At 47.6% G+C, this 25,602-nt stretch carries 20 protein-coding genes; 17 read left to right on the top strand and 3 right to left on the bottom strand.

Going from position 1 to position 25,602, the window contains the following annotated elements; genetic code table 11:
• The 17 genes from B5F98_RS09285 to B5F98_RS09370 form a co-directional block, all read left to right on the top strand.
• The coding region (locus B5F98_RS09285) for an HAD family phosphatase (protein WP_206418108.1) at window positions 1–668 on the top strand (668 nt) is incomplete at its 5' end.
• A gap of 11 nt (window positions 669–679) precedes the next feature.
• The gene (locus tag B5F98_RS09290; protein WP_087371739.1) at window positions 680–1,672 is read left to right on the top strand and encodes an acyltransferase family protein; all 993 of its coding nucleotides are present in this window, start codon (window positions 680–682) and stop codon (window positions 1,670–1,672) included.
• Window positions 1,672–2,583 carry a glycosyltransferase family A protein gene (locus B5F98_RS09295; protein WP_087371742.1) on the top strand — a complete coding sequence of 304 codons (912 nt, stop codon included), beginning with the start codon at window positions 1,672–1,674 and terminating at the stop codon, window positions 2,581–2,583. Before B5F98_RS09290 ends, B5F98_RS09295 begins: the two co-directional genes overlap by 1 nt.
• Window positions 2,584–2,621: 38 nt before the next feature.
• On the top strand, window positions 2,622–3,605 hold the full coding sequence (locus B5F98_RS09300) for a glycosyltransferase family 2 protein (RefSeq protein WP_158099825.1): 984 nt from the start codon (window positions 2,622–2,624) through the stop codon (window positions 3,603–3,605).
• Between the two features lie 133 nt (window positions 3,606–3,738).
• Complete coding sequence (locus B5F98_RS09305) at window positions 3,739–5,211, top strand: lipopolysaccharide biosynthesis protein (protein ID WP_087371749.1); 1,473 nt, start codon at window positions 3,739–3,741, stop codon at window positions 5,209–5,211.
• Window positions 5,212–5,319: 108 nt separating this feature from the next.
• On the top strand, window positions 5,320–6,654 hold the full coding sequence (locus B5F98_RS09310; RefSeq protein ID WP_158099826.1) for a pyridoxal-phosphate dependent enzyme: 1,335 nt from the start codon (window positions 5,320–5,322) through the stop codon (window positions 6,652–6,654).
• A gap of 13 nt (window positions 6,655–6,667) precedes the next feature.
• A complete protein-coding gene (locus tag B5F98_RS09315) occupies window positions 6,668–7,672 on the top strand; it encodes an ATP-grasp domain-containing protein (RefSeq protein WP_087371755.1) in 1,005 nt (334 codons plus the stop codon).
• Window positions 7,673–7,687: 15 nt separating this feature from the next.
• Window positions 7,688–8,806, top strand: a complete 1,119-nt coding sequence (locus B5F98_RS09320; RefSeq protein ID WP_087371759.1) for a DegT/DnrJ/EryC1/StrS family aminotransferase — start codon at window positions 7,688–7,690, stop codon at window positions 8,804–8,806.
• Between the two features lie 149 nt (window positions 8,807–8,955).
• Window positions 8,956–9,840: a glucose-1-phosphate thymidylyltransferase RfbA gene (gene rfbA, locus B5F98_RS09325; protein ID WP_087371761.1), complete on the top strand. Its 885-nt coding sequence runs from the start codon at window positions 8,956–8,958 to the stop codon at window positions 9,838–9,840.
• A 12-nt stretch (window positions 9,841–9,852) separates the two neighbouring features.
• Window positions 9,853–10,872, top strand: a complete 1,020-nt coding sequence (gene rfbB / locus B5F98_RS09330) for a dTDP-glucose 4,6-dehydratase (protein WP_087371764.1) — start codon at window positions 9,853–9,855, stop codon at window positions 10,870–10,872.
• A gap of 372 nt (window positions 10,873–11,244) precedes the next feature.
• Window positions 11,245–11,985: a CpsB/CapC family capsule biosynthesis tyrosine phosphatase gene (locus B5F98_RS09335; protein WP_087371767.1), complete on the top strand. Its 741-nt coding sequence runs from the start codon at window positions 11,245–11,247 to the stop codon at window positions 11,983–11,985.
• Window positions 11,986–12,002: 17 nt separating this feature from the next.
• Window positions 12,003–13,007 (top strand): LCP family protein, encoded by a 1,005-nt coding sequence (locus B5F98_RS09340; RefSeq protein WP_087371770.1) that lies wholly within the window; start codon window positions 12,003–12,005, stop codon window positions 13,005–13,007.
• A gap of 15 nt (window positions 13,008–13,022) precedes the next feature.
• Window positions 13,023–13,778: a Wzz/FepE/Etk N-terminal domain-containing protein gene (locus B5F98_RS09345; protein ID WP_087371773.1), complete on the top strand. Its 756-nt coding sequence runs from the start codon at window positions 13,023–13,025 to the stop codon at window positions 13,776–13,778.
• Between the two features lie 12 nt (window positions 13,779–13,790).
• Window positions 13,791–14,492: a CpsD/CapB family tyrosine-protein kinase gene (locus B5F98_RS09350; protein ID WP_087371776.1), complete on the top strand. Its 702-nt coding sequence runs from the start codon at window positions 13,791–13,793 to the stop codon at window positions 14,490–14,492.
• A gap of 52 nt (window positions 14,493–14,544) precedes the next feature.
• Window positions 14,545–15,636, top strand: a complete 1,092-nt coding sequence (locus B5F98_RS09355; protein WP_087371779.1) for a hypothetical protein — start codon at window positions 14,545–14,547, stop codon at window positions 15,634–15,636.
• A gap of 362 nt (window positions 15,637–15,998) precedes the next feature.
• A complete protein-coding gene (locus B5F98_RS09360) occupies window positions 15,999–17,663 on the top strand; it encodes a nucleoside-diphosphate sugar epimerase/dehydratase (protein WP_242961643.1) in 1,665 nt (554 codons plus the stop codon).
• A gap of 650 nt (window positions 17,664–18,313) precedes the next feature.
• Window positions 18,314–22,243 (top strand): LamG-like jellyroll fold domain-containing protein, encoded by a 3,930-nt coding sequence (locus tag B5F98_RS09370; protein ID WP_087371784.1) that lies wholly within the window; start codon window positions 18,314–18,316, stop codon window positions 22,241–22,243.
• Between the two features lie 88 nt (window positions 22,244–22,331).
• On the opposite strand, the gene galE is transcribed toward B5F98_RS09370, so the two are convergent.
• The 3 genes from galE to B5F98_RS09385 are packed head-to-tail and all read right to left on the bottom strand — an operon-like array spanning window position 22,332 to window position 25,451.
• Window positions 22,332–23,351, bottom strand: coding sequence for a UDP-glucose 4-epimerase GalE (galE, locus tag B5F98_RS09375; protein WP_087371787.1), 1,020 nt, complete (start codon window positions 23,349–23,351; stop codon window positions 22,332–22,334).
• Between the two features lie 40 nt (window positions 23,352–23,391).
• Entirely contained in the window at window positions 23,392–24,756 is a 1,365-nt protein-coding gene (gene glmM, locus B5F98_RS09380; protein ID WP_087371790.1) for a phosphoglucosamine mutase, read from the bottom strand.
• A gap of 32 nt (window positions 24,757–24,788) precedes the next feature.
• Complete coding sequence (locus B5F98_RS09385) at window positions 24,789–25,451, bottom strand: UDP-N-acetylglucosamine pyrophosphorylase (RefSeq protein ID WP_087371793.1); 663 nt, start codon at window positions 25,449–25,451, stop codon at window positions 24,789–24,791.
• Between the last annotated feature and the right edge of the window lie 151 nt (window positions 25,452–25,602).

Genomic DNA, 25,602 nt, shown 5'->3' on the forward strand with positions numbered 1-25,602 from the left:
TGTGCCTGCTTCCTCAAGCCTATTCTAACAAATTACGACTGGCTGCGTTAGAGGTACCGGGTTTCATATTCCTTTGGTGCCTTGGAGCGCAGCGGAAAGGAATGGTCATAAATATGAAACTGGTTATTGTAGACCTTGACGGTACCCTATTTGACACAAAAGATGTAAATTACCATGCTTATAAAGAAGCGATTGCACCATATGGGTATGATATGGATTATAAATATTATTGCGAATTCTGTAATGGACGGCACTATCTGGATTTTTTGCCGCAGATTACTACCGATGATAAGGAAATCCTAACTGCAATACACAAGGCAAAAAAGATGGCCTATAGGAATCATCTGGATAAGGCAAAATTGAATAAAGGTCTGGTCGATATTATTAAGCTAATGAAGTCAGAGTATAAAACCGCACTTGTGACAACTGCATCAAGAGAAAACTGTTATGAAATATTGAAGCGTTTTGACCTTGTTAGACTATTTGATCTGATTTTGACACATGATGATGTTACACAAACAAAGCCAAATCCAGAAGGGTTTATAAAAGCAATGAACCACTTTGACATAGCACCAGAGGCAACAATTGTTTTCGAAGATTCTGACGTTGGGTTAGAAGCAGCGAAGAGGAGCGGTGCTTATTATTATAGAACGTATTGTTTTAATTAAAGGAGCACGACATGAAAAAGAAAACAACACAGACGATAAAAGGTGTAGCAATACTGATTATGATTATGCATCATTTTATCGTGATTCCATTTTCTGAGTTGCCATATGTTGTTACTTTGTTTGGGTATGCGTGCAAAATATGTGTGGCAATTTATGCTGTGTTGTCGGGGTATGGATATTTTTTTGCCAAACAGAAAACAGTTAGATATGGATTAAAGAAAATCTGGGGTTTGCTCCAGATCTACTGGCTATCATTGTTTACTTTATTTATCCCCGCTGCTATACTCGGAGGATGGGAATTATCACCGTGGCAGTTAGTGGTCCAATTGTTTGGGTTGTTACCAAATTTGAACTGGTTTGCATGGTATGTTTTTTTCTATTGTTTCTGTATGTTGGTAATGCCTTTACTTTGTAGGTTAGATGTGTTCCGTTTTAAACCGGTGGTAAATCTTTTCCTCATGCTATTTGTTCCAAATATTTTCGTACTAGCTTTAAGTACGATGCCTAATTTTATGCAGGATTTGTACACATGCTTTTTGTATTTTCCGTGTTTCTTAATTGGATATTGGATGGCAGAAAATCGTGTGCTGGAATGGAGTAGCAAAGTAAGATTGTTGCATAATCCCATCATGTGCGTACTGGGAGTTTTTGCGATATTTGCAGCAAGAATTTTGGTTCGCTCTGTTGGTGTTTTTTTGCTTGATGTATTTTACGCACCTGCACTAATCTGTATTCTTGTTAACCTGAGTGAGACATTTGATTGTAAACTAATTTCTGCGTCATTGAATTGCCTGGGGAAGTACTCGACAGGAATTTGGTTTTTTCATGCAGTGTTTTTCTCGACGTATGTTTGTGAGTGGTTTCAACCCATACTACGGTTCGTTTCATGGCCACCCCTTATGTTTGTGTGGCTTGTTGTACTAAGCCTGGGCGGAGCATTTATCTATCAGAAGGTGTTGGATGGATTGCGTGCCTTGCCGCAGCTTGTGAAAAGGAGTTTGTAATGGTCTCTGTTCTTATTCCAGCTTATAATGCAGAAAAAACGATATGTCGCTGTTTAAATAGTGTTTTATCCCAGACGTTTCATGATTTCGAAGTAATTGTTGTAAATGATGGCTCTAAAGACACTACGCTCAGTATGATAAGAGGATATTCAGAGAAGGATGCACGTGTCAAAGTTGTTGATCAGCCAAATCAAGGTGTCGCCACAGCTAGAAATGTGGCTCTGGAACATGCATGTGGGGAATACATCCTTTATGTGGATGCCGACGACTGGATTGAGCCGAACATGCTTGAAAGATTGCTGGAGTTGAGTGATGACGCGGACATTGTTTTTTGCGGGAATGATAATGCAGACACCCCCAGAGAGAAAAAGGAAATAGGTGTGGTAGCGATAGAGTATTGGGATCAACACCAACAAATGTTAGAGTTCATGAAGCATAGACGTATGACGGGTATGCTTTGGAATAAGTTGCTTCGGCGCAGTACCACACAAGGTTGTCGATTTAATGAAAAAACAGGATATGGTGAAGATGCAGAGTTTCTGTGGCAGGTGCTGAAAAAATCGAAGAAGATGGTCGTGACCAGTGAGATTCTTTACCATCACACGTTAGATGAACATAGTATTTCCCACCGTTCGTTTTCAGCTCAGAAATATTCGGCCATTCCAATGTGGGAAGGAATCGTGGAAGAAGTAACGGTAAAATTTCCTGAGTTAGTGCCTCTAGCAAAAGAAAGATTGATGTGCGCAGCAGTATATAGTTTGTATGAAGCTCGTTGCTGCGGATATAACAACCAGTATTATATGAAACATATGAGAAATGTGGTTAGGAAGCAAATTTGCAAGTTTGTTATGTCGAAAAAAATATCGATTAAGTTTAAAATATATGCTTTAGCCGCATGTTTAGGGTATTAATTTTCAACGCATAGTAACTTATAGAGGGGAGAAATACTGTGTCAAATAAAATTGAGGTTTCTGTATATTGTTTGGCATATAACCATGAACCCATTATTAGGAAATGTCTCGATGGGATTGTTATGCAAAAAACGAATTTTCGCTACGAAGTGATTGTCCACGATGATGCTTCAACTGATAATACTGCAAGTATCATTAAAGAGTATGCGGAAAGATTTCCAGACATCATAAAGCCAATTTACCAAACAGAGAATCAGTATTCTCGTGGTGTTAAAATAGTTACAACGTATATTTTTCCTAAGTGCCAGGGAAAATATTTGGCTGTTTGTGAAGGCGATGATTTTTGGACTGATGAAAATAAACTGCAGAAACAATACGATATGATGGAAAGGAATAAAGATATTGTACTATGCGTTCATAGGGCCAAACAAATAAACCTTAAAACGGGGGTGGAGTCTCTGTATCCTCAAGCTCAAAGAGCAGAGGGATACGTGTCTGTTGAGGAAGCCATTTTCTTGGGAGGGGGATATTTCCCAACCTGTAGTTTCTTTTATAGATACCCTTTTAAAATGCTACCTAATGCACACGGTTATGTAACAGGGGATTATCTAACTATTGTATCAGCTGCGGTATATGGAAAAGTATATTTTATGGATGAGTGTATGGCGACGAAAACGTTTCTATTACCATCTTCTTGGGCATATAGGCATCAGAAGGATGTTAGTGCGTATATCAGACATCTTCAGGAACTCAAGCTATGGATGGATGAGATTGACCGAAGTACAGATGGATGCTACGTTGCAAGTATTGAACTGCGAAAACTAAAACTTGATTTTGAAATAGATAGAGCAAATGACAAATATCGGAACTTATTAAGTGAAAAATATAAGCCGATTTTGCGCAAGTTGCCTATTGAAACACAAATAGCCACAAGGGTTCGTGCGTACTTTCCTAAAACTTGCTGTCTCCTTAAACAGACTGTGGTGTGGCTGAAGTCAAGAAAGGGAGGCAATCGCCTTTAAAAATGGTAATCATTTAAGAAATTTGCATGCTATAATAATTACTATGTATAGATAGCTATATGTTTTGTTAAGGATGAAAAAAGCAATTATTTTATAGCATTTGAGATATTTGATAAGCTTTAGAGGGATGACTATGGCTAATAAAAACAATTTGCGAAATCAGGTTATGGGGAATTTAGCCTGGAGATTTGCTGAGAGGTGTGGTGCCCAAGGGGTATCTTTTATTGTATCTATTATTTTGGCAAGGTTATTAGGGCCATCTGACTATGGAACGGTTGCACTGTTGACCGTTTTTATAACCATACTAAATGTATTTGTTGATAGCGGGTTGGGGAATGCCCTAATTCAAAAAAAGGACGCAGATAACCTAGACTTCTCTACTGTATTTGTATTTAATATGATCATGTGTATTGTCCTCTACATTGCTCTATTTTTCCTATCGCCCCTGATTGCTAGTTTTTATGGAGACAGTACATTAACACCACTGATGCGAGCCTTAGGGCTAACATTGGTTATTTCAGGTATCAAGAATATTCAGCAGGCATATGTTTCTAGAAATTTAATATTCAAACGATTCTTTTATGCTACGTTGGGCGGCACGATTATTGCAGCTGTTGTTGGTATTGCGTTGGCCTATCATGGGTTTGGAGCCTGGGCCTTGGTGGTGCAGCATGTTCTGAATGCAACAATTGATACAGCAATACTATATATTACTGTGCGATGGAGACCTCATCTGCAGTTTTCGTGGATGCGCTTTAAGGGATTGTTCGATTATGGGTGGAAACTTCTTGCATCTGGATTGTTAGATACAGTATATAACAATATCCGTCAATTGATTATCGGGAGGTTTTATTCCTCCGAGGACTTGGCCTTCTACAATCAGGGAGTGAAATATCCCCAATTTGTTGTGGGTAACATTAACACAGCGATAGATAGTGTCTTGCTACCCGCCATGTCCAAAGAGCAAGATGATCAGAATAGAGTCAAGGCTATGACCCGCCGCTCAATTGTAACAAGTACATATATTATGGCTCCGATTATGATAGGCATTGCAGTTACCGCAGAACCACTTGTGAATCTTTTATTGACCGATAAATGGTTGCCATGTGTGTTATATTTAAGAATCTTTTGTATTACTTATATGTTTTTCCCTGTACATACAGCAAATTTGAATGCAATTAGGGCAATGGGTAGAAGTGACGTGTTTTTAAGAATGGAAATCGTTAAGAAGATAGTGGGGTTGAGCCTCATGTTTTCTACTATTTTCATTAGTGTAGAGGCCATGGCATATAGTCTTTTATTGACCACGATTATTAGTACGGTTATTAATGCCTTCCCCAACAAAACACTTTTGGGGTATAGTTGGAGTGAGCAGATGAGAGATATACTTCCGGGCATTATGTTAGCAGTTGTTATGGGGGGCTGTGTTTATCCACTTCAGTGGCTTGAGCTTTCTGATATTGCGATTTTGTGCATACAGGTTATACTGGGGATGGGAATCTATATTGGTGGGTCGGCGTTATTAAAACTGGATAGTTTTCAATATATATATGGACTTGTCCAGCCAGTAATTAAGGGGTTTCACCAAAGAGAAGGAAAGCAGTGATTGTATTTGAATATATAGTGGCATGAAAACTCGTTGATTCAGATGCATGTAGACAGTAAAAAATGTGAAATGTTTAGAGGGAGACATATGCGTACATATTCACCAGTCATGAGATGTTATGGTATCGAATTAAGTAATGAAATTTACATAAAGCGTGACGACCTAATCCCGTTTGCATTTGGGGGGAATAAGGCACGAATTGCCGAAGAGTTCTTCGCAGACATGAAAAGAAGCGGTAAGAACTGTATGATTGGATATGGCAGTACGAAATCAAATCTATGCCGGGTTTTAGCCAATATGTGCTATTCCAAAGGTATAAAATGTCATATTATTAACTCTGAAGAGAATGCAGATGCTTGTACTGAAACAAACAACAGTCGTTTGGTTAAAGCATGTGGGGCAACTGTACATTATTGCACAAAAAACAATGTAGCGGAAATAGTAGAACAAGTTATGCTGCAATGTGAGGCAGAAGGATATTCGCCATATTATATATATGGGAATAAATTCGGGAAGGGCAATGAAGCAGTTCCAGTACAGGCGTATGTAAAAGCACATTCAGAAATAACGGGACAGTATGATTATATTTTCTTGGCAACAGGGACTGGAATGACACAGGCTGGACTCTTAGCCGGGAAGAGATTAAATGGTACAAATGAAAAGATTGTTGGGATATCTGTTGCAAGAGGCAAGATACAGGCCACCGACACAATTAGAGAATATTTATCCGCATACTATGAAAACCAAGGCCTGCATATAGATTTGGATGATGAAATACTAGTAGAAGATAGCTACTCGGAGGGGTACGGTTTATACACGCCGTATATATTGGATACGATTAAGCTAATGTATTTAACCAACGGGATTCCTTTAGACACTACGTATACAGGAAAAGCTTTTGCGGGGATGCTATCTTATATTAAAGAGAACCATATTGTCGGGAAAAGAATTCTTTTTCTACATACAGGTGGCACACCGTTGTTTTGGGATAATGTGGACGATATTTTTCGTCAGAGAATTACTCGTTCAATGCTTGAGGAGTTTGTTCGAGAAATTGATTTAGAGTTACCAGTACCACTTTCGCAGAGAGTTGATATAGAAAAGTATGTGGATAAACTCTATGAGAAAGCCCATATTGTTGCGAAAGTGGAGAACGGCAAAGTTGTTTCGGCTGTGATTGGCTATACAGAAAATCTTACTGGGAATATGTCATATATAACTTTGGTCGGTACGTTACCTGAGGGTAGACATAAGGGGTACGCTGCCGAGGTACTTGAAGAGTACATGTCAGATTGCAAGACAAAAAACATTGATGGTATTCACTTGCATACGGAACTAAACAATGCCTCTGCAATTTGTTTATACAAAAAACACGGGTTTACTTGTTGTACGGATGAATGCGAAGGGAATAGTAGGAAGTTGCACATGGTTTGTCGATTTTAATAGGGAGAAATAGATGAATATACTACTGACTTCTGTAGGCCGTCGGGCCTACATGGTAAAATACTTTCAGAAGGCTTTGGCAGGGACTGGGGAGGTGCACGTCTGCAACTCAGACGATTTAACAGTGGCTTTTCAGTATGCGGACAAAAGCGTAATTTCACCACTCATTTACGATAAAGAGTATATTCCGTTTTTGTTGGAGTATTGCCAAAAGAATAAGATATCGGTTTTGCTTTCCTTGTTTGATATTGATCTTTTAGTGCTGGCAAAACATAAGAAAGAGTTTGAAAGTATCGGGACAAAAGTTGTTGTTTCAGATGAAGAATTTGTTTCAATTTGTAACGATAAATGGGAAACATATTTATTTTTGAAAAACAACGGGGTTAATGTGCCAAAAACATATCTGTCCTTAAGTAATGTGCGACAAGCAATTAATAAAGGTGAGATTAATTTTCCTGTCATTGTAAAACCGCGTTTTGGTTGCGGTTCTATAGCAATGGCTATTGCTGAAGATGACGCTGCATTGACATATCTTTATAATCACGCAATCAAATCTATTGAAAAGAGCTATCTGAAATATGAATCAGCCATTGCCGAGGAAAAGGTCATTTTTCAGGAATTCTTATGTGGACAGGAATATGGCGCAGATATTATAAATGATTTGAATGGACATCATATCAATGCTGTGATTAAGAAAAAAATTGCCATGCGTGCTGGTGAAACTGACATTGCCGAAACAGTGAAAAAGCCAGAAATTAAAGCGGTTGCCCAAAAACTTGGAAGAATGAGCCACCATATCGGGAATCTTGATTGCGACATTTTTGAGGTTAACGGAGTTCCATACATTCTCGAAATGAATGCTCGTTTTGGAGGTGGATATCCGTTCAGTCATGTTGCTGGGTGCGATTTGCCAGGGGCGATTGTTAAGTGGTGTCAGGGAGAGAAAGTTCCAAATGAGATGCTCTCTGCTAATATAGGGGTAAGAGCATTTAAGGAACTGACGTTGAGTGTATATTGAATGTGAGGGGTTAGCATGTCTCAAATTAATGTTACTCGCTCCTCAATGCCCACATTTGAGGAATACTGCGAGGAAATCAAAGAACTGTGGGATAGTCGTTGGCTGACCAACATGGGAGCGAAGCACAAGCAATTGGAGGCAAATCTATTGGAGTACCTCCACGCCGACCATGTGAAGCTGTATGTCAACGGTCATCTGGCATTGGAGAATATCTTGGCGGGCATGTCCTTGCCTAAGGGCGGCGAGGTGATTACAACACCCTTTACCTTTGCCTCTACCACCCATGCCATTGTGCGAAGCGGCTTGGTGCCGGTGATGTGTGATATTAATCCTCAGAATTATACAATAGATGTCAATCAAATAGAGGAACTGATTACGGATAAGACCGTGGCCATTGTGCCAGTACATGTATATGGAAATCTGTGTGATGTGGAGCGCATTGACGAGATTGCAAAGAAACATGGATTGAAGATCATCTACGATGCAGCACATGCTTTTGCAGTAAAGTATAATGGAGTGAGTTCCGCCATGTTTGGGGATGCATCTATGTTCAGCTTCCATGCAACTAAGGTGTTTCACAGCATTGAGGGTGGAGCAGTGTTCTATCGGGATGATTCTTTGGGGAAAAAATTGGACGAGCTAAAGAACTTTGGACTGGCGGGGCAGGAGACAGTTGCTTGGGTTGGTGGCAATGCCAAGATGAACGAATTTGCAGCAGCTATGGGAATCTGCAACCTTCGTCACCTGGATGGAGAGATTGAAAAGAGGCGTAAGGTATTTGAGCGCTATCACAAAAATTTAGATGGTGTTCAGGGGCTCAAGCTTGCACAAGTACAGGAGGGCGTGCAACCCAATTATGCCTACTACCCTGTGGTATTTGATGGATACAAATACAATCGGGACCAGGTTTTTGAGATGCTGAAGGGTGCCAATATTGTTGCCAGAAAATATTTCTATCCCCTTGTAAACAGTTTTGACTGTTATAAAGAATATGCTTTTTATGGTAGTGAGAAAACTCCTGTGGCAAAATACATCTCAGATCGGGTTCTAACCCTGCCGATGTATGCAGATTTGTGTGAGACCGATGTGGATAGAATATGTGAGATTATACTGGGGAAATCAACAGCCGATTGACATAGCAAATATGAGTGTTTCTCTTGAGAATAATTGATTCATTGATGTGTGGAAGACAGCTGAGTGCTTGCTGCTAACTTTTACGCACCATCAGAAGACAAAGTGAAAATGGTGCCAGAACGTCGATTGATAGATAGAGGAGAATAGAGATGAAAGGTATTATTTTAGCAGGTGGGTCAGGCACCAGGTTATACCCCCTGACGAAGGTGACATCCAAACAATTGCTACCCATTTATGATAAGCCGATGATATATTATCCGCTGTCGACGTTGATGTTGGCAGGCATTCGAGATATTTTGATTATTTCCACGCCGAATGATACACCAAGATTTCGGGAACTCCTTGGAGATGGCTCGCAGTTTGGTATTCAATTAACATATGCTGTCCAGCCCAGCCCGGATGGTTTGGCTCAGGCATTCCTTATTGGCGAAGAATTTATTGGGAATGAACCTTGCGCCATGATTCTGGGAGATAATATTTTCTATGGCGGTTGGTTTAGAAAGAATCTGAAGCAAGCGGTGGATGATGCTGTGAATGGGTATGCTACCATTTTTGGATACTATGTCAAGGACCCAGAACGCTTTGGAATCGTGGAATTCGACGAGAAGCGAAGGGTTATATCCGTGGAAGAAAAACCAGAGCATCCAAAATCTAACTATAGTATTACTGGACTGTATTTTTATGATAACCGTGTAACTGATCTTGCGAAAAGAGTTCGCCCATCCCAACGTGGTGAATTGGAGATCACAGATTTAAATAAACTGTATTTAGATGAGAACCGCTTAAAGGTACAGGTTCTCGGAAGAGGATTTGCCTGGATGGACACGGGAACTATGGACAGTTTGATGGAAGCTGCTTCATTTGTGGAGAACGTGCAGAAACGGCAAGATGTTGTTATATCAGCTCCAGAAGAGGTTGCTTATTACGAAGGCTGGATTACGAAGGAAAAGCTTTTAGAGGCCGCAGATGCCTATGGAAAATCTCCCTATGGAGAACACCTGAGACGTGTGGCAGAAGATAGATTTGTATTTTAAGAGGGGAACATCATGAATATTGTTGTAACAGGCGGTGCAGGCTTCATTGGAAGTAATTTTATCTTCCATATGTTGAAAACGCATAAAGACTATCGTATTATCTGCTTTGACAAGCTGACATATGCAGGGAATTTGTCAACTCTGAGCAAAGTAATGGAAAACCCGCAATTCGCCTTTATCAGAGGTGATATTTGTGACCGCAAGGCGGTGGATGAGCTGTTCCAAAAGGAACATCCGGATATTATTGTCAATTTTGCTGCAGAGTCTCATGTGGACCGCTCCATTGAACAGCCGGATATCTTCTTGCAGACAAATGTCATGGGCACTGTCGTACTCATGGATGCTTGCAGAAAGTATGGCATTACCCGGTATCACCAGGTATCGACAGATGAGGTTTATGGGGATCTCCCACTGGATAGACCGGATATGTTGTTTACGGAGCAGACCCCCCTGCACACAAGCAGTCCCTATTCCGCTTCCAAAGCATCCGCTGACTTGATGGTGATGGCATACCACCGTACATATGGATTGCCCGTGTCTATTAGCCGATGCTCTAATAACTATGGCCCATATCATTTTCCAGAAAAATTGATTCCCTTGATGATTGTAAATGCCCTCCATGATAAGCCGCTCCCAGTTTATGGCGAGGGCTTGAATGTACGGGATTGGTTGTATGTCGAGGATCACTGCAAAGCTATTGATATGATTCTTCACGGTCAGTGCAATGGAGAAGTGTACAATATTGGTGGACATAATGAAATGAAGAATATCGATATTGTTAAATTGATCTGTAAGCATCTTGGCAAAAGTGAGGACCTCATCACTTATGTTACAGACAGAAAGGGCCATGATCTACGCTATGCCATTGATCCATCCAAGATAACACGAGATTTGGGATGGTGTCCGGAAACTAAATTCGAAGATGGAATTAAAAAGACCATCCAATGGTATCTAGAACATCAAGAGTGGTGGAGAGATATTATCAGTGGAGAATATCAAAATTATTACAAAAAAATGTATGAGAATCGATAATTATTTTTATAAGTAATTGAGTATATTTTTGTGTGTATTACTGAATTTTCCTATCTGCAGCGCCTATAAACACAAGGTGTTTGGGTCATATTTTACTTAGGGGGATTCTTGTTGCCTGGGTCTGTTGATGTGAGTGAGCGGTATCCTTGGCTTGGGATAGTATTATCTACGTGCTCTGGACGTAGTTGTGTGTTATAAAACGAGCATGAAAAGTGAGAAAGCTCCACCGATTGCATAAAACCATTGGCAGGAAGTGGTGGGAATAGGTATATTTTTTGAATTGAAAAAAGGCACGAACTATGATACACTTTCAGTTCGTGGAGGTTACATCAAAATATGTAAAAGAGCAGGATTTGTGTAGGTGATGAGTCTATGGAGAACATGAAAAGTGAAATCGTCATAGACCTGCATACCCATATTTTGCCCCAAATGGACGATGGGAGTCAGGATGTAAACACCTCGGTAGCTCTGCTGCACCTCCTCTGGGAACAGGGGGTACACACAGTGTGTGCCACCTCTCACTATTATGCTCATCAGGAGTGCATGGAGCAATTTCTCCAGCGCAGGCGCCAAGCGGTATTTGCGCTGGGAGATGCACTGGGAGAAGCGGGGGTGGAGGAGTATCCCTCTATCCGCTTAGGGGCTGAGGTAGCCTATTTTCCAGGCATTTCTCAGTGTCCGGAGTTGGAACAGCTGTGCTTGGGCGGTACTCGTACGCTGCTGTTGGAACTCTCATATACCCAATGGACCCCACAGCAAGTGGAGGAAGTGGCCAGCCTCAGTTTGGATCGAGGCTATCAGGTGATTCTGGCTCATCCAGAGCGCTTTTCGCACATGCGGAGCTATTGGAAGGACATGGAGCGAATGATGGCCCTTCCGATTGCACTGCAGATTAATGCCGATTCTCTACTGCACTGGGGGAGCCGAAAGTTGGCCTTGGAGTTATTGAATAGCACACCGCGCCCATTGTTAGCCAGTGACTGCCATAACTTGACTTCGCGCCCGCCTAGATTGGAGAAAGCCCGCCTTGTAGTAAGAAAAAAGCTTGGAGTAGACATTCTGACCCGTATAGACGAAACGGCGCTTCGTTTCACACAACCAACTGGAGGATAAAGCTAGGAGGCTGAGATATGAAGACACGCCAAAGAATTTCGCGGAAAGATAAATTACGAGCTGGCATTGTTGTAGTGGTCTCGTTTGCTGTAATCGGTTTGGGAATATTGGCATTACAGAGGTGGCAAGAGTATCAGCAGATGCAAACAACACCGGCAGACGAGAACAACCGTAAGACCGTGGAGTATCAGGGAACAACTTATGTAGCACGAGATGGAATTGAATCGTACCTGTTTATGGGCATTGATGTGGAGGGGCCAGCCAAGGGCAGCAAAAGCTACATTGGCGGAGGGCAGGCAGATGTACAATTGCTGCTTGTGGTTGACCGTTTCAATCGCACTTGGCAGGTGCTTCAAATCAACCGAGATAGCATGGTCGAGGTACCTGTCCTGGGGGTGAACGGGAAAGAGGTGGGTACAGAATACCAGCAAATTGCCTTGGCTCACTCCTACGGAGATGGTTTGGAGACAAGTTGCGAGAACAATGTGACTGCAGTGTCTAGAATGCTTCAAAACCAGACCATTCAAGGATATGTGGCATTGAATATGGATGCCATTTCGATTATCAATGATCAGGTGGGTGGGGTAGAAGTTACAGTATTAGATGACTTTTCCCAGTTGGACCCATCCCTCGTAAAGGGGCAAACCGTGACCCTAACTGGAACCCAGGCTTTAACCTATATACGAGGACGTCAAGGTGTGGGAGACGAGACCAATCTATCTCGTATGGCTCGGCAGGAACAATACCTAAACGCATTGTATTCGAAGTTGGCAGGGCTCAGTACAGATATTGCCGTAAAAACGTTCCAGGCAGTGGACGATTATATGGTCACAGATATGAATGACCAGTGGTTGAAATTGATGGACCGCTTAGAAGAATATACAAAATTAGAACCACTTGCCATTGACGGAGAGAGTTATTTGGATGAGCAAGGCTCTACGGCATATCAGCTCGATGAGGACAGTCTAAAACAGGTGATGATACAGCTGTTTTATGAACCGATGTCCAAAGTAGATGAATAGAAAAGGAGTGTAGACATGGAGCATAAAGAGACCGTAAATGCACCCCAGCTGAATCAGGCGGTGGTGGATGACGGAGGAGAAATTGATCTGGTAGAAATTTTCTACCTGTTCTGGGGACATGCCATTCAAATCATACTGTGTGCCATCTTAGGCGGTTTGTTGGCATTTGGCTATACCAGGTTTTTAGTGACCCCGCTATACCAGGCGGAAGCGAAGCTGTATATGGTGTCCGCTTCTGCGGGATCTATGATTAGCATCTCTGATTTGCAATTGGGCAGCCAGTTGACTTCTGACTACAAACAGTTGATGGTTAGCCGCCCACTTTTAGAGGATGTGATTGACTCCTTGGATTTGAATATGGGCTATGGTGCACTCAAGGGAATGATTTCCGTAAGCAACCCAACAGATACCCGAATACTAAGTGTGACGGTTACCAGCAGCGATCCAAAACTGAGTTGTGATATTGCAAATGAGTTGGTGGACCAAGCGGTCGTCTACTTACCCCGGGTCATGGAATGCGATGAGCCCAATGTGGTAGAGCGGGCCGTCATTCCCGGTGGGGCCTCCAGCCCCAATTATGCCCGCAATGTGTTCCTTGGTGTGGCGGCAGGCATTGTGATTTGTTGTGCAGTGATTCTAATTCGTTTCCTCATTAACGACACATTTGTTACGGCTGATGACTTGGCACGTCGATTTGGGATTCAGCCGCTGGCATCCATTCCTGAGGCCGATTTGGGTGCCTTCAACAAGCGGTTGAAGCAAAAGAAGTAAGGAGGGAATTGCGTGAAACAGCTTACCATCAATCAGCTGCCACAGCTTCCCTTTGATGTGGCAGAGTCTGTCAATCAACTCCGTGTGAATCTCGGATTTTGCGGAAAAGAAATCAAAGCCATCATGATTACCAGCAGTACTCCGGATGAGGGAAAAAGTTTTGTCTCCGTGAATCTATGGCAGCAGATGGCGCATGTAGGAAATCGAACGCTGCTCATTGACTGTGACTTGCGTAATTCAGAGATGCGCACCCGCTATGGCATCGGCGGTGATGACAAGGTTTTAGGGCTAGTGCATTATCTGGCTGGACAGGTAGAGCTGGATGATATCATCTATCAGACCGATGTGTCTGGTGGCTTTATTATCCCGGTGGCTACCCACATTGCCAATCCTTCTCTATTGTTAGAGGGGGAGCGCTTTGAAAAGTTAATGGCTTATTGTAGAGATTATTTCGACTATGTTATTGTGGATACACCGCCCCTTATGAATGTAGCAGATGGTTTAAATATTGCTACACACTGTGATGGCACTGTTCTGGTCGTGCGCAGCGGAGTGACCTCTCGCCGTTTGGTGGAAAACTCCATTCAGATGCTACAAAAGACCTCTACTCCTTTGTTGGGGACCGTGTTGAACCGTGTGAACACCAGCCGGAAGGCGTATCGCTATTATTACAAACGCTATTATAACAAGTATGGTTATTACGGGGGAAAATGATTTTTTAAAAAACCAGTAATGGACCATGGCACACAAGTGAGGAGGAACTTACATGCGTAAGAACAGAATGATGGGAGCAGCTTTGGGAATTGTCATGGCGGCCAGCGTAGCTTCTTCGGCCTTTGCTGCTTGGGCTCCCAGTAAGACCCAGCAGGAAATTATTTCTGCCAGTGGCAGCGCTAATATTGGTGGGAATAAAACTACAATTACCACCATTGTAGGCGGTGGAAAGGTGCCGGAGGGATATCCGATTACCTCCAGCGGAAATCTGATTCTCTCTCAGGTATCGGATCCTGTGGTCTTGATTACGCCTCTGTCTTTGACTCAGCTGGGTAACCAAGGAGTCGGCGAGGGACTGGCCTACAAAGACAAGGCTGGGTTGGAGACTGAGAGCGGCCTGACTTATGCAGCCAATGCCAAGACAAACCTCGTGTATCAGACTGTGGTGAATGCTCAGGATACCACAGAGTTTTTGTCCAAGTTCCCAGGAGACGTGAAGGGAGCCATGGAAGCTTTGATTGCCCAGAAAATCGAGGCCAAGCGCGCTGAGCTGGAACAGCAGAAGGCTGAGGCAGAAGCCAATGGGGACGAGGAGACTGTGGCTGCCATTGAAAAGCAGCTGGCAGTTTTGGAGAATCCTGACTATGCCAGTGTGAACAATTACTCGCCTCTGGCAGTTTTTGATGTGTCTGCCAGTGCTGCTCTTCTGGAGCAGATGCAGGAGGGCGACACTGTGGATGTCACCTTCGAGCTCAATAGTGTAAATCAGAACAGCGATCTGGTTGCGCTGCACTTTATGGGCGACATTGAGGACTGTGATGCCACGCTTGAGATGGTAAACACTGATTTTGACAATGCCGTGGTGGACTTTGATGTGGAAGTGCTGGATGTTGCGGTGGATGACGGGAAGGCTACCATCACCCTGTCTTCTTTCTCTCCTGTGATGTTGATGACCCGCGTGGAGACAGAGGAAGGGGCTCAACCCAGCCAGGAACCCCAAGCGACGCAGCAGCCGGAAGAGAAGCCCCAGCCCGAGGAGAGCAGCAATATTCTTCCCTGGGTGATTGGTGGAATTGTGGTTGTGGTTGCCGTGGTTCTCTTTGTTGTGGCCAAGAGCAAGAAGAAGACTCCTGTAGAGAAGTGATGAACTGATACATCCTATCCCCGGTTTCCTGGCATGTGAAACCGGGGATAGTTATGTGTGAACACATTCTCAATAGAAAAATAGAGTGGAGAATTCCAAAGAGAGGAGTGTAACTCTTGAGATTAAAGATGACCTGGAAGATTCTCATCATTATGTTGGTGGATACATTGCTCATGGTGAGTAGCTATGCCTTGGCATTGTTAATACGGTTTGACTTTCATTGGTCGCAAATACCTATGACCTATGTCCGTAGCTGGGCACCTTGTCTGATTGTGCAGTTGATTGTCACTGCCATCGTATTTTTCTGGCGCAGAATGTACCACTATATTTGGCGTACGGTCAATGCCCACGATGTCATTCGTATGTGTGTATCGGTTGTGTTGGCATTTGCGCTGTCGAATCTCTGTTGTGTCTTTTTAAGCTTGCCATTGCCCGCAAGTGTCTGGGTCATGGTTTTTGTGTTCCAACTGTGTGGACTGGTGGGCGAGCGCTGTGCATTGCGCCTCTGGTCTGTGGTTCAGTACTCCTATGGGAGAGGCAATAAGGGTGAGGAGCGGATTATGCTCATCGGAGCGGGAGAGTCTGGCCGCATGCTCTCTCGTGAATTGCGTTCTAGTCCCCAGGTAAAGGGACGGCTGTGCTGCGTGATTGACGATAATCCCCAGTTGCATGGAAAGTATTTGGATGGGGTGCGCATCGTGGGTGGCCGCGACCAGATCGAAGATGCAGCCAAGCGGTACGATATCACCCAGATTCTTTTCGCCATCCCCACCATCCAGCAGGAGGAAAAGGCGGCCATTTTGAATATCTGTAAAATGACCGGTTGTCGTCTTCGAGTACTTCCGGGTCTCTATCAGCTGCTCAATGGAGAGGTCAGTCTCTCAGCCGTGAAAGATGTTCAGGTGGAAGATCTGCTGGGACGTACCCCAGTGCAGCTGAACAAGGCGGTGGTGTCCGACTTTCTGGAGGACAAAGTGGTTATGGTTACCGGCGGCGGCGGCTCCATCGGTAGTGAGTTGTGCCGGCAGATTGCCACCTGTCATCCCCGTCGCCTTATTATCCTAGATATCTATGAAAACAATGCCTATGACATCCAGCAGGAGTTGAAGCGACAGTACGGGACAAGACTTGATCTACGGGTAGAAATTTGTTCTATACGAGATAAAAAGCGCGTCTATCAGATTTTTGAGCAGTATCACCCGGATGTGGTATTCCATGCGGCAGCACATAAACACGTGCCCCTGATGGAGGATTGCCCGGACGAGGCCATCAAGAACAATATTTTTGGTACTTATCACGTGGTGCGTGCAGCTGAGAAGTATGGCGTGAAGAAATTTGTCATAATCTCCACGGATAAAGCTGTGAACCCCACCAATTTGATGGGGGCTACCAAGCGGTTCTGTGAGATGATTTTGCAGAGCCGCCGAGGCAGCAGTACCGAGTTCTGTGCGGTACGCTTTGGCAACGTTCTGGGCTCCAATGGTTCTGTGATTCCGCTTTTTAAGCGGCAGATTGCCAACGGTGGTCCGGTGACCATCACGGATAAGCGAATCATCCGCTATTTTATGACTATTCCGGAAGCTGCCATGTTGGTGTTGGAAGCTGGCGCCATGGCCAAGCAGAGCCAAATTTTTGTGCTGGACATGGGACAGCCGGTGAAGATTCTCACACTGGCGGAAAACCTTATTCGCCTGTCTGGTCTGGAGCCGTATAAGGACATTGAGATCAAAGAAATTGGACTGCGCCCCGGAGAAAAGCTGTACGAGGAGCTGCTGATGCAGAGCGAGCACCTGTTGACCACAGAGAACGAGAAAATCTTTGTGGAGGAGCAGCAGGTGATTCCCCAGCGGGATATCATGTGCGGACTGATTTCCCTGGATAACTTCGTATCTGCCCAGCGGCCCAAGGACGAACTGATTGCTCTGATGCGCTACTTGGTGCCAACCTTCCGGGACCCCGACGAGGTAAACCGGGAGGCAGTGGAGCGTCTGGAAGGTGCTCATGAGAAGCAGGCTGTCCGTGCATAACCTCAATATCCGGCACCCAAAGATGTGGCTGGGAGTGTGCATGGCCCTCGGTGTGGCGACACTCTTGATATGGGGAAACTCTATGCGCACCTCCACCCAGTCTGCCCAACAGAGCGGCTCGCTTCTGGCGTTCTTGACGCCTTGGTTGACGGCTCTGGGGATTCACCCGGAGGGATTCCACACCATTCTACGCAAGCTGGCCCACTTCTCCGAGTACGGCCTGCTGGGTGTTCTGTGGACGTTTGAGCTGTGGCTAGGTCCTCACAGGGAGAAGAGAAGGGGTGCGATGGAGCGCCTGAGCCTTTGTATGCTCACGGCCTTTCTAGATGAGACCATTCAACTGTTTGTGCCAGGACGAAGCGGAGAGATCCGAGACGTATGGATTGACACAGCGGGTGCATGGACGGGTATTGTGATCACGACGTGTCTTGCATGCATCGCAATGAAATTCCGAAATAGAAATAAGAATATGTGAGAAAATACCGCCCTACTGCCAATAGAGGCAGTGGAGCGGTATTTTACTTTTCATTTATCTGTGACTACTGTCATTTTGACAAAGGGAGGAACATCATACCACAATATGTTTGTTGACAGTGTTGGACATAGCATGATACTATCACTATGAATTTATATGGAAGGGAGAGAGGTCTATGAAACAAAAGGGGTGGAAGATCGTTCTATCTTCTGTGCTGGCATGTAGTATGCTCATGCCCTATGCGATGGGCGTGCGTACCATGGCTGCTGCGCCAGAGAGTCAACTCAAGGACCATTGGAGCTTTGATTCTCTGACCAGCGATGCAGGGGAGCACACGACGGCGACACTGGAAGGTGACGGCGTGAGTGTTGTAGACAGCGGAAATCCGGTGTTTGGGAATGTGCTTCGATTTGGAGGGGGTACCGACAACTATCTGAAGCTACAAGATTACATCAACACGGGAAAGGGACAAGTTTCCTTTTCGATGTGGTACCGGTACGATAAGACCATTACAGGGGATAAGGACTCTGCATCTACCGTGCTGCTTCAGCACGAGGGGAGTGGGCGTTCCCTGTTGACCCTGCGCTCCAATGGCCAGTACCACACGTATATCAACGGAAAAGATGTACTTTCCCAGAAGTCCGTGTCCAAGGGAGAGTGGCAGCATATCACGGTCACCTTTGACCAAGAGAGTAAGAAGGTAAAGTTCTATATCAACGGTGTTTTGGACAGTGAGCAGGCGCTGGGTGACAGCACCGTGGACCAGCTGCTGACGCTTCGTCTGGGCGCCCATAAAAACGCAGGCAACACGGATCCTCATCCTATGCGGGGAGATGTAGACGAGTTTTATGTATACGAAAAGGTGCTTACCGATGCTGAGGCCCTGGCAGTGTACGAAGATAAGGCTGTGGAGCTGTACCGGGCGGAGTTACAGACTGCTGTGGAGGAGGCCCAGGCCCTCTATGACAGCCATGCTCTGCCCGATGACCACGAATGTGCCGTGGAGCTGGCTCAGGCCATTGCAGCGGTGACGGATGCCACAACCCTGGAACAGATGAAGCAGGCTTATGAGGCACTACAAAATGCCGTAGCCGCATACCAGGCGGCTGTCCCGCTGAACCTGACGGTCAACCTGGACCAAGTGAACCGGGTCATTGATGCAGATTCCATTTTTGGTATTAATCACCGCTATGCGTTTAACGGTTATGGTACCTTTGATTCTGAGACGATGCAGATGAAAGAGGAGTTTACCCAGCTGTACATGAATGCGGGTTTTGGCTCCATCCGTTATCCCGGTGGAACCATTTCCAATCTGTTCAACTGGAAAACCACCCTGGGACCGAAAGAGGACCGCAAGGCCCAGATCCACGGCTTCTATAATAATCCGGGGCAGGGAGGTATTGAACCAAACTTCGGCATTGCAGAAATTGCAGACTTTGCCGACCAGGTTGACTCTGAGATTGTCTATGTGTACAGCTTGGGCCGCGGCAATGCGCAGGATGCAGCCGACCTGGTGGAGTACCTGAATGCAGAAGTAGGCACCAATCCCAACGGAGGCATTGACTGGGCCCAGGTGCGCGCGGATAACGGACACCCGGAGCCCTACCATGTGCGCTATTTTGAGATTGGTAACGAGATGCAGCAGGCCTATGGCCAGGCTGCTGACGGCACTTCTTCCCAGGGCTATTGGACCGACTATGTGTCCGGTGGAGCAGAGAAGGCCTACACCGAGGGCGGAACCGCCACATTCACCCAGAGATATACGGTGGATGAGGAGAATTGGAACAAGGTGGCCTCTCAGTCCGATGGAAGCGCCAATCTGGTACGCTTTTTGCGGTATGCCAACCTCAACCCCGGTATGCTGGATGAAAATGGGGAGATTGTAGACGACCCCAGCTTCCGGGCCATGAATGATGGAGTGCGGGTCTATGTGGGGACCGACGGGAACCTGACGGAATGGACTGTGGTGGACAGCTTGGAGAACTCCGGGCCTGAGGACACCCACTGTGTAGTGAACTACGCCAACGGCTCCATCCTGTTCGGTGATGGCGTTCACGGCAAGATTCCCTCCAAGGGCCAGAACATCTATGCCACCTACAGCGTGGACAGAGAGGGATTCCTTGATGTGTCCAAGGCCATCAAGGAGACTACCCAGAAGATCAATGAGGCGGAGGGCACAAACTACCAGGCCAACGTGTATACCAGCTTTGAATCCAAGGGCTTTATCAATCGCATGAACAGCCTGGGGGCCAACGAGTGGTACGATGGCATGACTATCCACCCCTATTCCGGCACCGTGTCCGGTGGCAGCGATGCGAATGCCTTCTATGACAACGCCATGAAGAAGGCAGAGAATGTGGGCATCCAGCACGTGCAGGACTATGTGGACATGCTGCCGGAGGGAAAGGTGCCTGTGATCAGCGAGTTTGGCATCTTCCGGAACACGGAAGCTCAGGTACGATCCCAGACCCATGCCCTGTACATCGCCAAGGTGATGATGGAGTATGTGAAGCTGGGCAGCCCCTATATCCAGAAGCACTGCCTGGCAGACTGGTATAGCTCTGGGGCAGACTCCCTGGGACCCACCCAGCAGGCGGTGATTCAGGTGGTAGCCCAAGAGGGGGCTGACACCTCCACAGGTGAAGGTGAGTTCCGTTTTTTCTCCACGCCGTCTGCCCATGTGTTTGAGATGCTCAACGCTGGCTTCGGTGACCAGGTGGTGGAGGCCCAGGTGGCGAATGCGCCTACGCTGTCCAACGGCGTGACGGCCATTTCCACCCTGGCCAGCAAGGACGAGGCTGGAAACGTGTACATCGCAGTGGTCAATGTGGACCGTGAGAAGGACTACAGCGTGCAGCTGAACATCCCCGGTATGGATCTGTCTGGCCGCGCCGTAGAGATTCAGACCCTGGCCTCTGAAGGCATTGCCGATGAGAATACCCTGGAGAATCCCGACAACGTATCCATCGAGACGACTCAGATGGTCATGGGGGACAACCCTGTGGTGGAGCTTCCCAAGCACTCCTTTGTGGTGATGAAGGTGATGGCACCTCAGCCTGAGACCTACACCGTGACTGTAAACACCCAGGGCCAAGGCACCGCTTCTGCCTCTGTGGAGACTGCCACGGCTGGTACTACCGTCACCCTGACGGCCCAGGCCGCCCAAGGTTGGCACTTTGTGGAGTGGAAGAGTGACGATGTCACCGTTTCCGACAACGCCTTCCTGATGCCGGAGCAGGCGGTGATCGTGACTGCTGTGTTTGCCCAGGATAGCCAGCCCGCCGATGTGGACAAGACTCTGTTGGAGAAGACCATCGCCTACGCTGAGACGCTGGACACCACCGGTGTCACCGACTCCGCTGTGGTTGCTTTCCAGAAGGCGCTGGCCGAGGCCAAGACCGTGATGGCCGACACCAATGCCACCCAGGAGCAGGTGAATGCCGCTTGGGACAACTTGCTGGAGGGCATTTGGGTTCTGGGCCTCACCCAGGGCGACAAGACCCTGCTGGAGCAGCTCATCACCAAGGCCGATGCTATGATGGCCGATGTCGACAAATACGTGGAGGCCAACTGGAAGCAGTTGGTGGACGCTCTGGCTACCGCCAAGGACGTGATGGCTGACGGTGACGCCATGGACGAGGACATCCAGCCTGTGGCGGAGGCCCTGCTGAATGCCATTCTGGCCCAGCGCCTCAAGGCCGACAAGACCATTCTGGAAGACCTCATCAACAAGGCTGAGGGCATCAACCTGAAGGGCTATACCGCCGAGTCTGTGGCCACATTCCGCACGGCTCTGGCCAATGCCCAGGCAGTGATGGCGGATGAGAGCCTCAGCGAGGACGATCAGAGCGTGGTGGAGCAGGTGGTAGCCCAGCTCAGCGCTGCCATGGATGGACTCACGGCCCAGGGAGCGTCGGAGCCCAGTGATAAGCCGGAAGCTACCAACCAACCTGAGGCCACCCAGAAGCCCCAGGTCACAGAGAAGCCCAGCAGTGTGCCCCAGACTGGTGATTCCGCTCACCTGATGTGGTATGTGGCCGCTTTGGCCACCGCTGTGAGCTTGCTGGCAGGGGCTGCTGTGGCCGTGCGCAAGCGTAGAAACTAAACATACAGAAAATAATAGAAACAACCGGAGAGGCCAGCCCATTGGGGCTGGCCTCTCCGGTTGTGATTTATGTGATTTACAAGTGGAATTAAGCCTTATATCCGTTGGGGTTTTGGGACTGCCACTTCCAGGAGGAAGCGCACATCTCTTCAATGCCGTACTGGGCTTTCCAGCCCATCTCGTCCCAGGCCTTCTGGGGGTCAGCATAGCAGGCGGCAATGTCGCCGGGGCGACGGGGGTCCATGACGTAGGGCAGTTCCTTGCCGCAGGCCTTCTCATAGGCGTGGAGGATATCCAGCACGCTATAGCCCTTGCCGGTACCCAGGTTGCACACAAAGAGGCCGCAGTTCTGGGATACCTTTTTAATGGCAGCCACATGGCCTCGGGCCAAATCCACCACATGGATGTAATCCCGGACGCCGGTGCCATCGGGGGTGGGGTAGTCTCCACCAAAGACGTGGAGCTTCTCCAGCTTGCCCACGGCTACCTGGGCGATGTAGGGCACCAGGTTGTTGGGGATGCCGTTGGGGTCCTCGCCGATGAGACCACTTTCGTGGGCGCCGATGGGGTTGAAGTAGCGCAACAGAGCCACGTTCAGGGTGGGATCGGCCTTGCAGTAGTCCATGAGAATCTTCTCGATGAACAGCTTGGTGGTACCATAGGGATTGGTGGTGCCGCCGGTGGGGAAGTCCTCACGGATGGGCACCGTGGCGGGATCGCCGTACACGGTGGCGGAGGAGGAGAATACAAAGTTCTTCACGTTGTGGGCCCGCATGGCGTTGAGCAGCACCAGGGTGCTGGTGAGGTTGTTGGTGTAGTATTCCAGGGGCTTGGCAACGCTCTCACCCACGGCCTTGAGACCGGCGAAGTGGATGACCGAATCAATGTCGGGGTACTGCTTGAAGATCTGCTCCACGGCGGCTGCATCGCACAGGTCTGCCTCCACAAAGGGAATGGTGGTGCCAGTGATCTGCTCCACGCGATGAATGGCCTCGGGGCAGGAGTTGACGAAATTGTCCACGACGACAATGTCGTGGCCGGCCTGAATGAGCTCCACACAAGTATGGCTGCCGATATACCCGGCGCCTCCGCTGACGAGAATTGACATGATTGTATGCCCTCCTTTGAATACTGGTGAAAACGGAAACTTACACTGCGTGACCCTTGGCAATGACCACATCCACCACTTGCTGGGCCAGAGCCTGGCACTGATCGTGGTCAGGGGCCTCCACCATGACCCGGATGAGGGGCTCGGTGCCGGACTCGCGCACCAGAATGCGGCCGGTATCGCCCAAGGTATTGGCCACAGCATCCACCGCAGCCTGTACATCGGCGTCATCCTGGGCGGTTTTTTTATCGTGGACCCGGACATTGATCAGTACCTGGGGATAGATGGTAACCGGAGCGGCCAATTGGGTCAGAGTTTTGCCCTGGGCCAGCATGGCCTCCATGATCATCAGAGCGGTGAGAATGCCGTCGCCAGTGCGGGCGTGCTGGCTAAAGATGATGTGGCCGGATTGCTCGCCGCCCAGGCAGTGGCCGTTTTTGACCATATTCTCATAGACATACTTGTCACCCACGGCGGTCTTCTCATAGGAGATGCCCACCTCATCCAGGGCTTTGTACAGACCAAAGTTGGACATGACGGTGGTGACGATGGTGTTGTTGGCCAACTGTCCCAGGCTCTTGAGGTAGCAGCCATAGAGGTACATAATGTGGTCACCGGTGACCACATTGCCGTTCTCGTCCACGGCCAGGCAGCGGTCAGCATCGCCGTCAAAGGCAAAGCCCACATCCATGTGGTTTTCCACCACGTAGCGCTGGAGTGCGCCGATGTGGGTGGAGCCTGCATCCATATTGATGTTCAGTCCATCGGGATTGGCGTGGATGGTGTGTACCTCAGCGCCCAGAGCCTCGAAAATCTGGGGGGCAAGTTTCCAGGCGCTGCCGTTGGCGCAGTCCAAAGCCACGCGCTTGCCCTGGAAGGAGTGCTGGACCAGAGAGATGAGGTGTTGGGCGTAGTGATCTCGGCCAGCCACATCGTCAATGATGCAGCCGATGGCATCTCCGCTGGCCATGGGCAGCTGCTCCAGGATCTCACCGTCCAGCATCAGCTTGCCGTCCAGATAGTCCTCCACCAGAGAGATGACACCCTCATCCATCTTCTCGCCATCTCCATTGATGAGCTTGATGCCGTTGTCATAGAAGGGGTTGTGAGAGGCGCTGATCATCACGCCGCAGTCGTAAGCGCCGTTGCGAGCCATGTAGGACACAGAGGGGGTGGTGGTGACGTGCAGCAGGTGAACATCTGCCCCGGAGGCGGCCATACCAGCGCTGATGGCATACTCCAGCACATAGCTGGAACGGCGGGTGTCCTTGCCCACCACGATGGTGGCACGATGGCCCCGACCATAGTAGTAGCCCAGGAAACGGCCAATCTGATAGGCGTGGTCGGCGGTGAGGCCTACGCCGGCCTTACCGCGGAAACCGTCGGTTCCAAAATATCTTCCCATGAGATTATCCTCGCTTTCTTTATTGGAATGCATCAACCCTGACGCTGGGTGATGTGGTCCTTGTCCTTATAGATACTGCCCTGGGGGATGACGCCCCGGACGCAGCTGGTGGGGTAGACGCTGGTGTGGCGGCCCAGAATGGTGCCGGGATTGAGCACAGAGTTGCAGCCCACTTCCACATAGTCGCCCAGCATGGCGCCTACCTTTTTTCGGCCAGTCTCCAGCAGCTCATCTCCCTTGATGACCACTGGGGTCTTGTCGGACTTCACGTTGGAGGTGATGGAGCCAGCGCCCATGTGGCTCTTATAGCCCAGAATGGAGTCGCCCACGTAGTTGTAATGGGGCACCTGAACGCTGTCAAAGAGAATGACGTTTTTCAGTTCCACGGAGTTGCCCACCACGCAGCCTTCGCCAACCAGAGCGGAGCCCCGGATGAAAGCGCCGTGGCGCACCTCGGTGTTGGGGCCGATGATGCAGGGGGAGCCCAGGTAGGCGGAAGGCATCACCTTGGCGGTGCGGTGTACCCACACCTGGGGCTGAGGCTGATCGTATTCCTCCGGGGACAGAGTGCTGCCCAGGGAGAGAATCAGCTGGGAGATTCCCTCCAGTGCCTCCCAGGGATATTCGAATTGCCGCAGATAATCAGCGGCAACGGTATGCGAGAGGTCAAAAAGGTCTTGAATTTTCACATCCATGAAATGTACCTCCAATTTTACTTCTTTACATCTTATTAATATAGAGGAAATCCATGAAGTTTTCAATCACTGATTCTATTGAATTTCTTTCCAAACATAACGTGTGAAACTGTCGAATTGCCGGATGAGACACTTCGGCTCAGCTGTAGCG

This window comes from Pseudoflavonifractor sp. An44 (assembly GCF_002161675.1).
Classification (GTDB): Bacteria; Bacillota; Clostridia; order Oscillospirales; family Oscillospiraceae; genus Enterenecus; species Enterenecus faecium.

Excerpts from the sequence above, each read along its gene's own strand:
- B5F98_RS09290 (WP_087371739.1), top strand. The coding sequence starts at position 680 with ATGAAAAAGAAAACAACACAGACGATAAAAGGTGTAGCAATACTGATT.
- B5F98_RS09295 (WP_087371742.1), top strand. The coding sequence starts at position 1,672 with ATGGTCTCTGTTCTTATTCCAGCTTATAATGCAGAAAAAACGATATGT.
- B5F98_RS09305 (WP_087371749.1), top strand. The coding sequence starts at position 3,739 with ATGGCTAATAAAAACAATTTGCGAAATCAGGTTATGGGGAATTTAGCC.
- B5F98_RS09310 (WP_158099826.1), top strand. The coding sequence starts at position 5,320 with ATGAGATGTTATGGTATCGAATTAAGTAATGAAATTTACATAAAGCGT.
- B5F98_RS09315 (WP_087371755.1), top strand. The coding sequence starts at position 6,668 with ATGAATATACTACTGACTTCTGTAGGCCGTCGGGCCTACATGGTAAAA.
- B5F98_RS09320 (WP_087371759.1), top strand. The coding sequence starts at position 7,688 with ATGTCTCAAATTAATGTTACTCGCTCCTCAATGCCCACATTTGAGGAA.
- rfbA (WP_087371761.1), top strand. The coding sequence starts at position 8,956 with ATGAAAGGTATTATTTTAGCAGGTGGGTCAGGCACCAGGTTATACCCC.
- rfbB (WP_087371764.1), top strand. The coding sequence starts at position 9,853 with ATGAATATTGTTGTAACAGGCGGTGCAGGCTTCATTGGAAGTAATTTT.
- B5F98_RS09335 (WP_087371767.1), top strand. The coding sequence starts at position 11,245 with ATGGAGAACATGAAAAGTGAAATCGTCATAGACCTGCATACCCATATT.
- B5F98_RS09340 (WP_087371770.1), top strand. The coding sequence starts at position 12,003 with ATGAAGACACGCCAAAGAATTTCGCGGAAAGATAAATTACGAGCTGGC.
- B5F98_RS09345 (WP_087371773.1), top strand. The coding sequence starts at position 13,023 with ATGGAGCATAAAGAGACCGTAAATGCACCCCAGCTGAATCAGGCGGTG.
- B5F98_RS09355 (WP_087371779.1), top strand. The coding sequence starts at position 14,545 with ATGCGTAAGAACAGAATGATGGGAGCAGCTTTGGGAATTGTCATGGCG.
- B5F98_RS09360 (WP_242961643.1), top strand. The coding sequence starts at position 15,999 with ATGTGTGTATCGGTTGTGTTGGCATTTGCGCTGTCGAATCTCTGTTGT.
- B5F98_RS09370 (WP_087371784.1), top strand. The coding sequence starts at position 18,314 with ATGAAACAAAAGGGGTGGAAGATCGTTCTATCTTCTGTGCTGGCATGT.
- galE (WP_087371787.1), bottom strand. The coding sequence starts at position 23,351 with ATGTCAATTCTCGTCAGCGGAGGCGCCGGGTATATCGGCAGCCATACT.
- glmM (WP_087371790.1), bottom strand. The coding sequence starts at position 24,756 with ATGGGAAGATATTTTGGAACCGACGGTTTCCGCGGTAAGGCCGGCGTA.
- B5F98_RS09385 (WP_087371793.1), bottom strand. The coding sequence starts at position 25,451 with ATGGATGTGAAAATTCAAGACCTTTTTGACCTCTCGCATACCGTTGCC.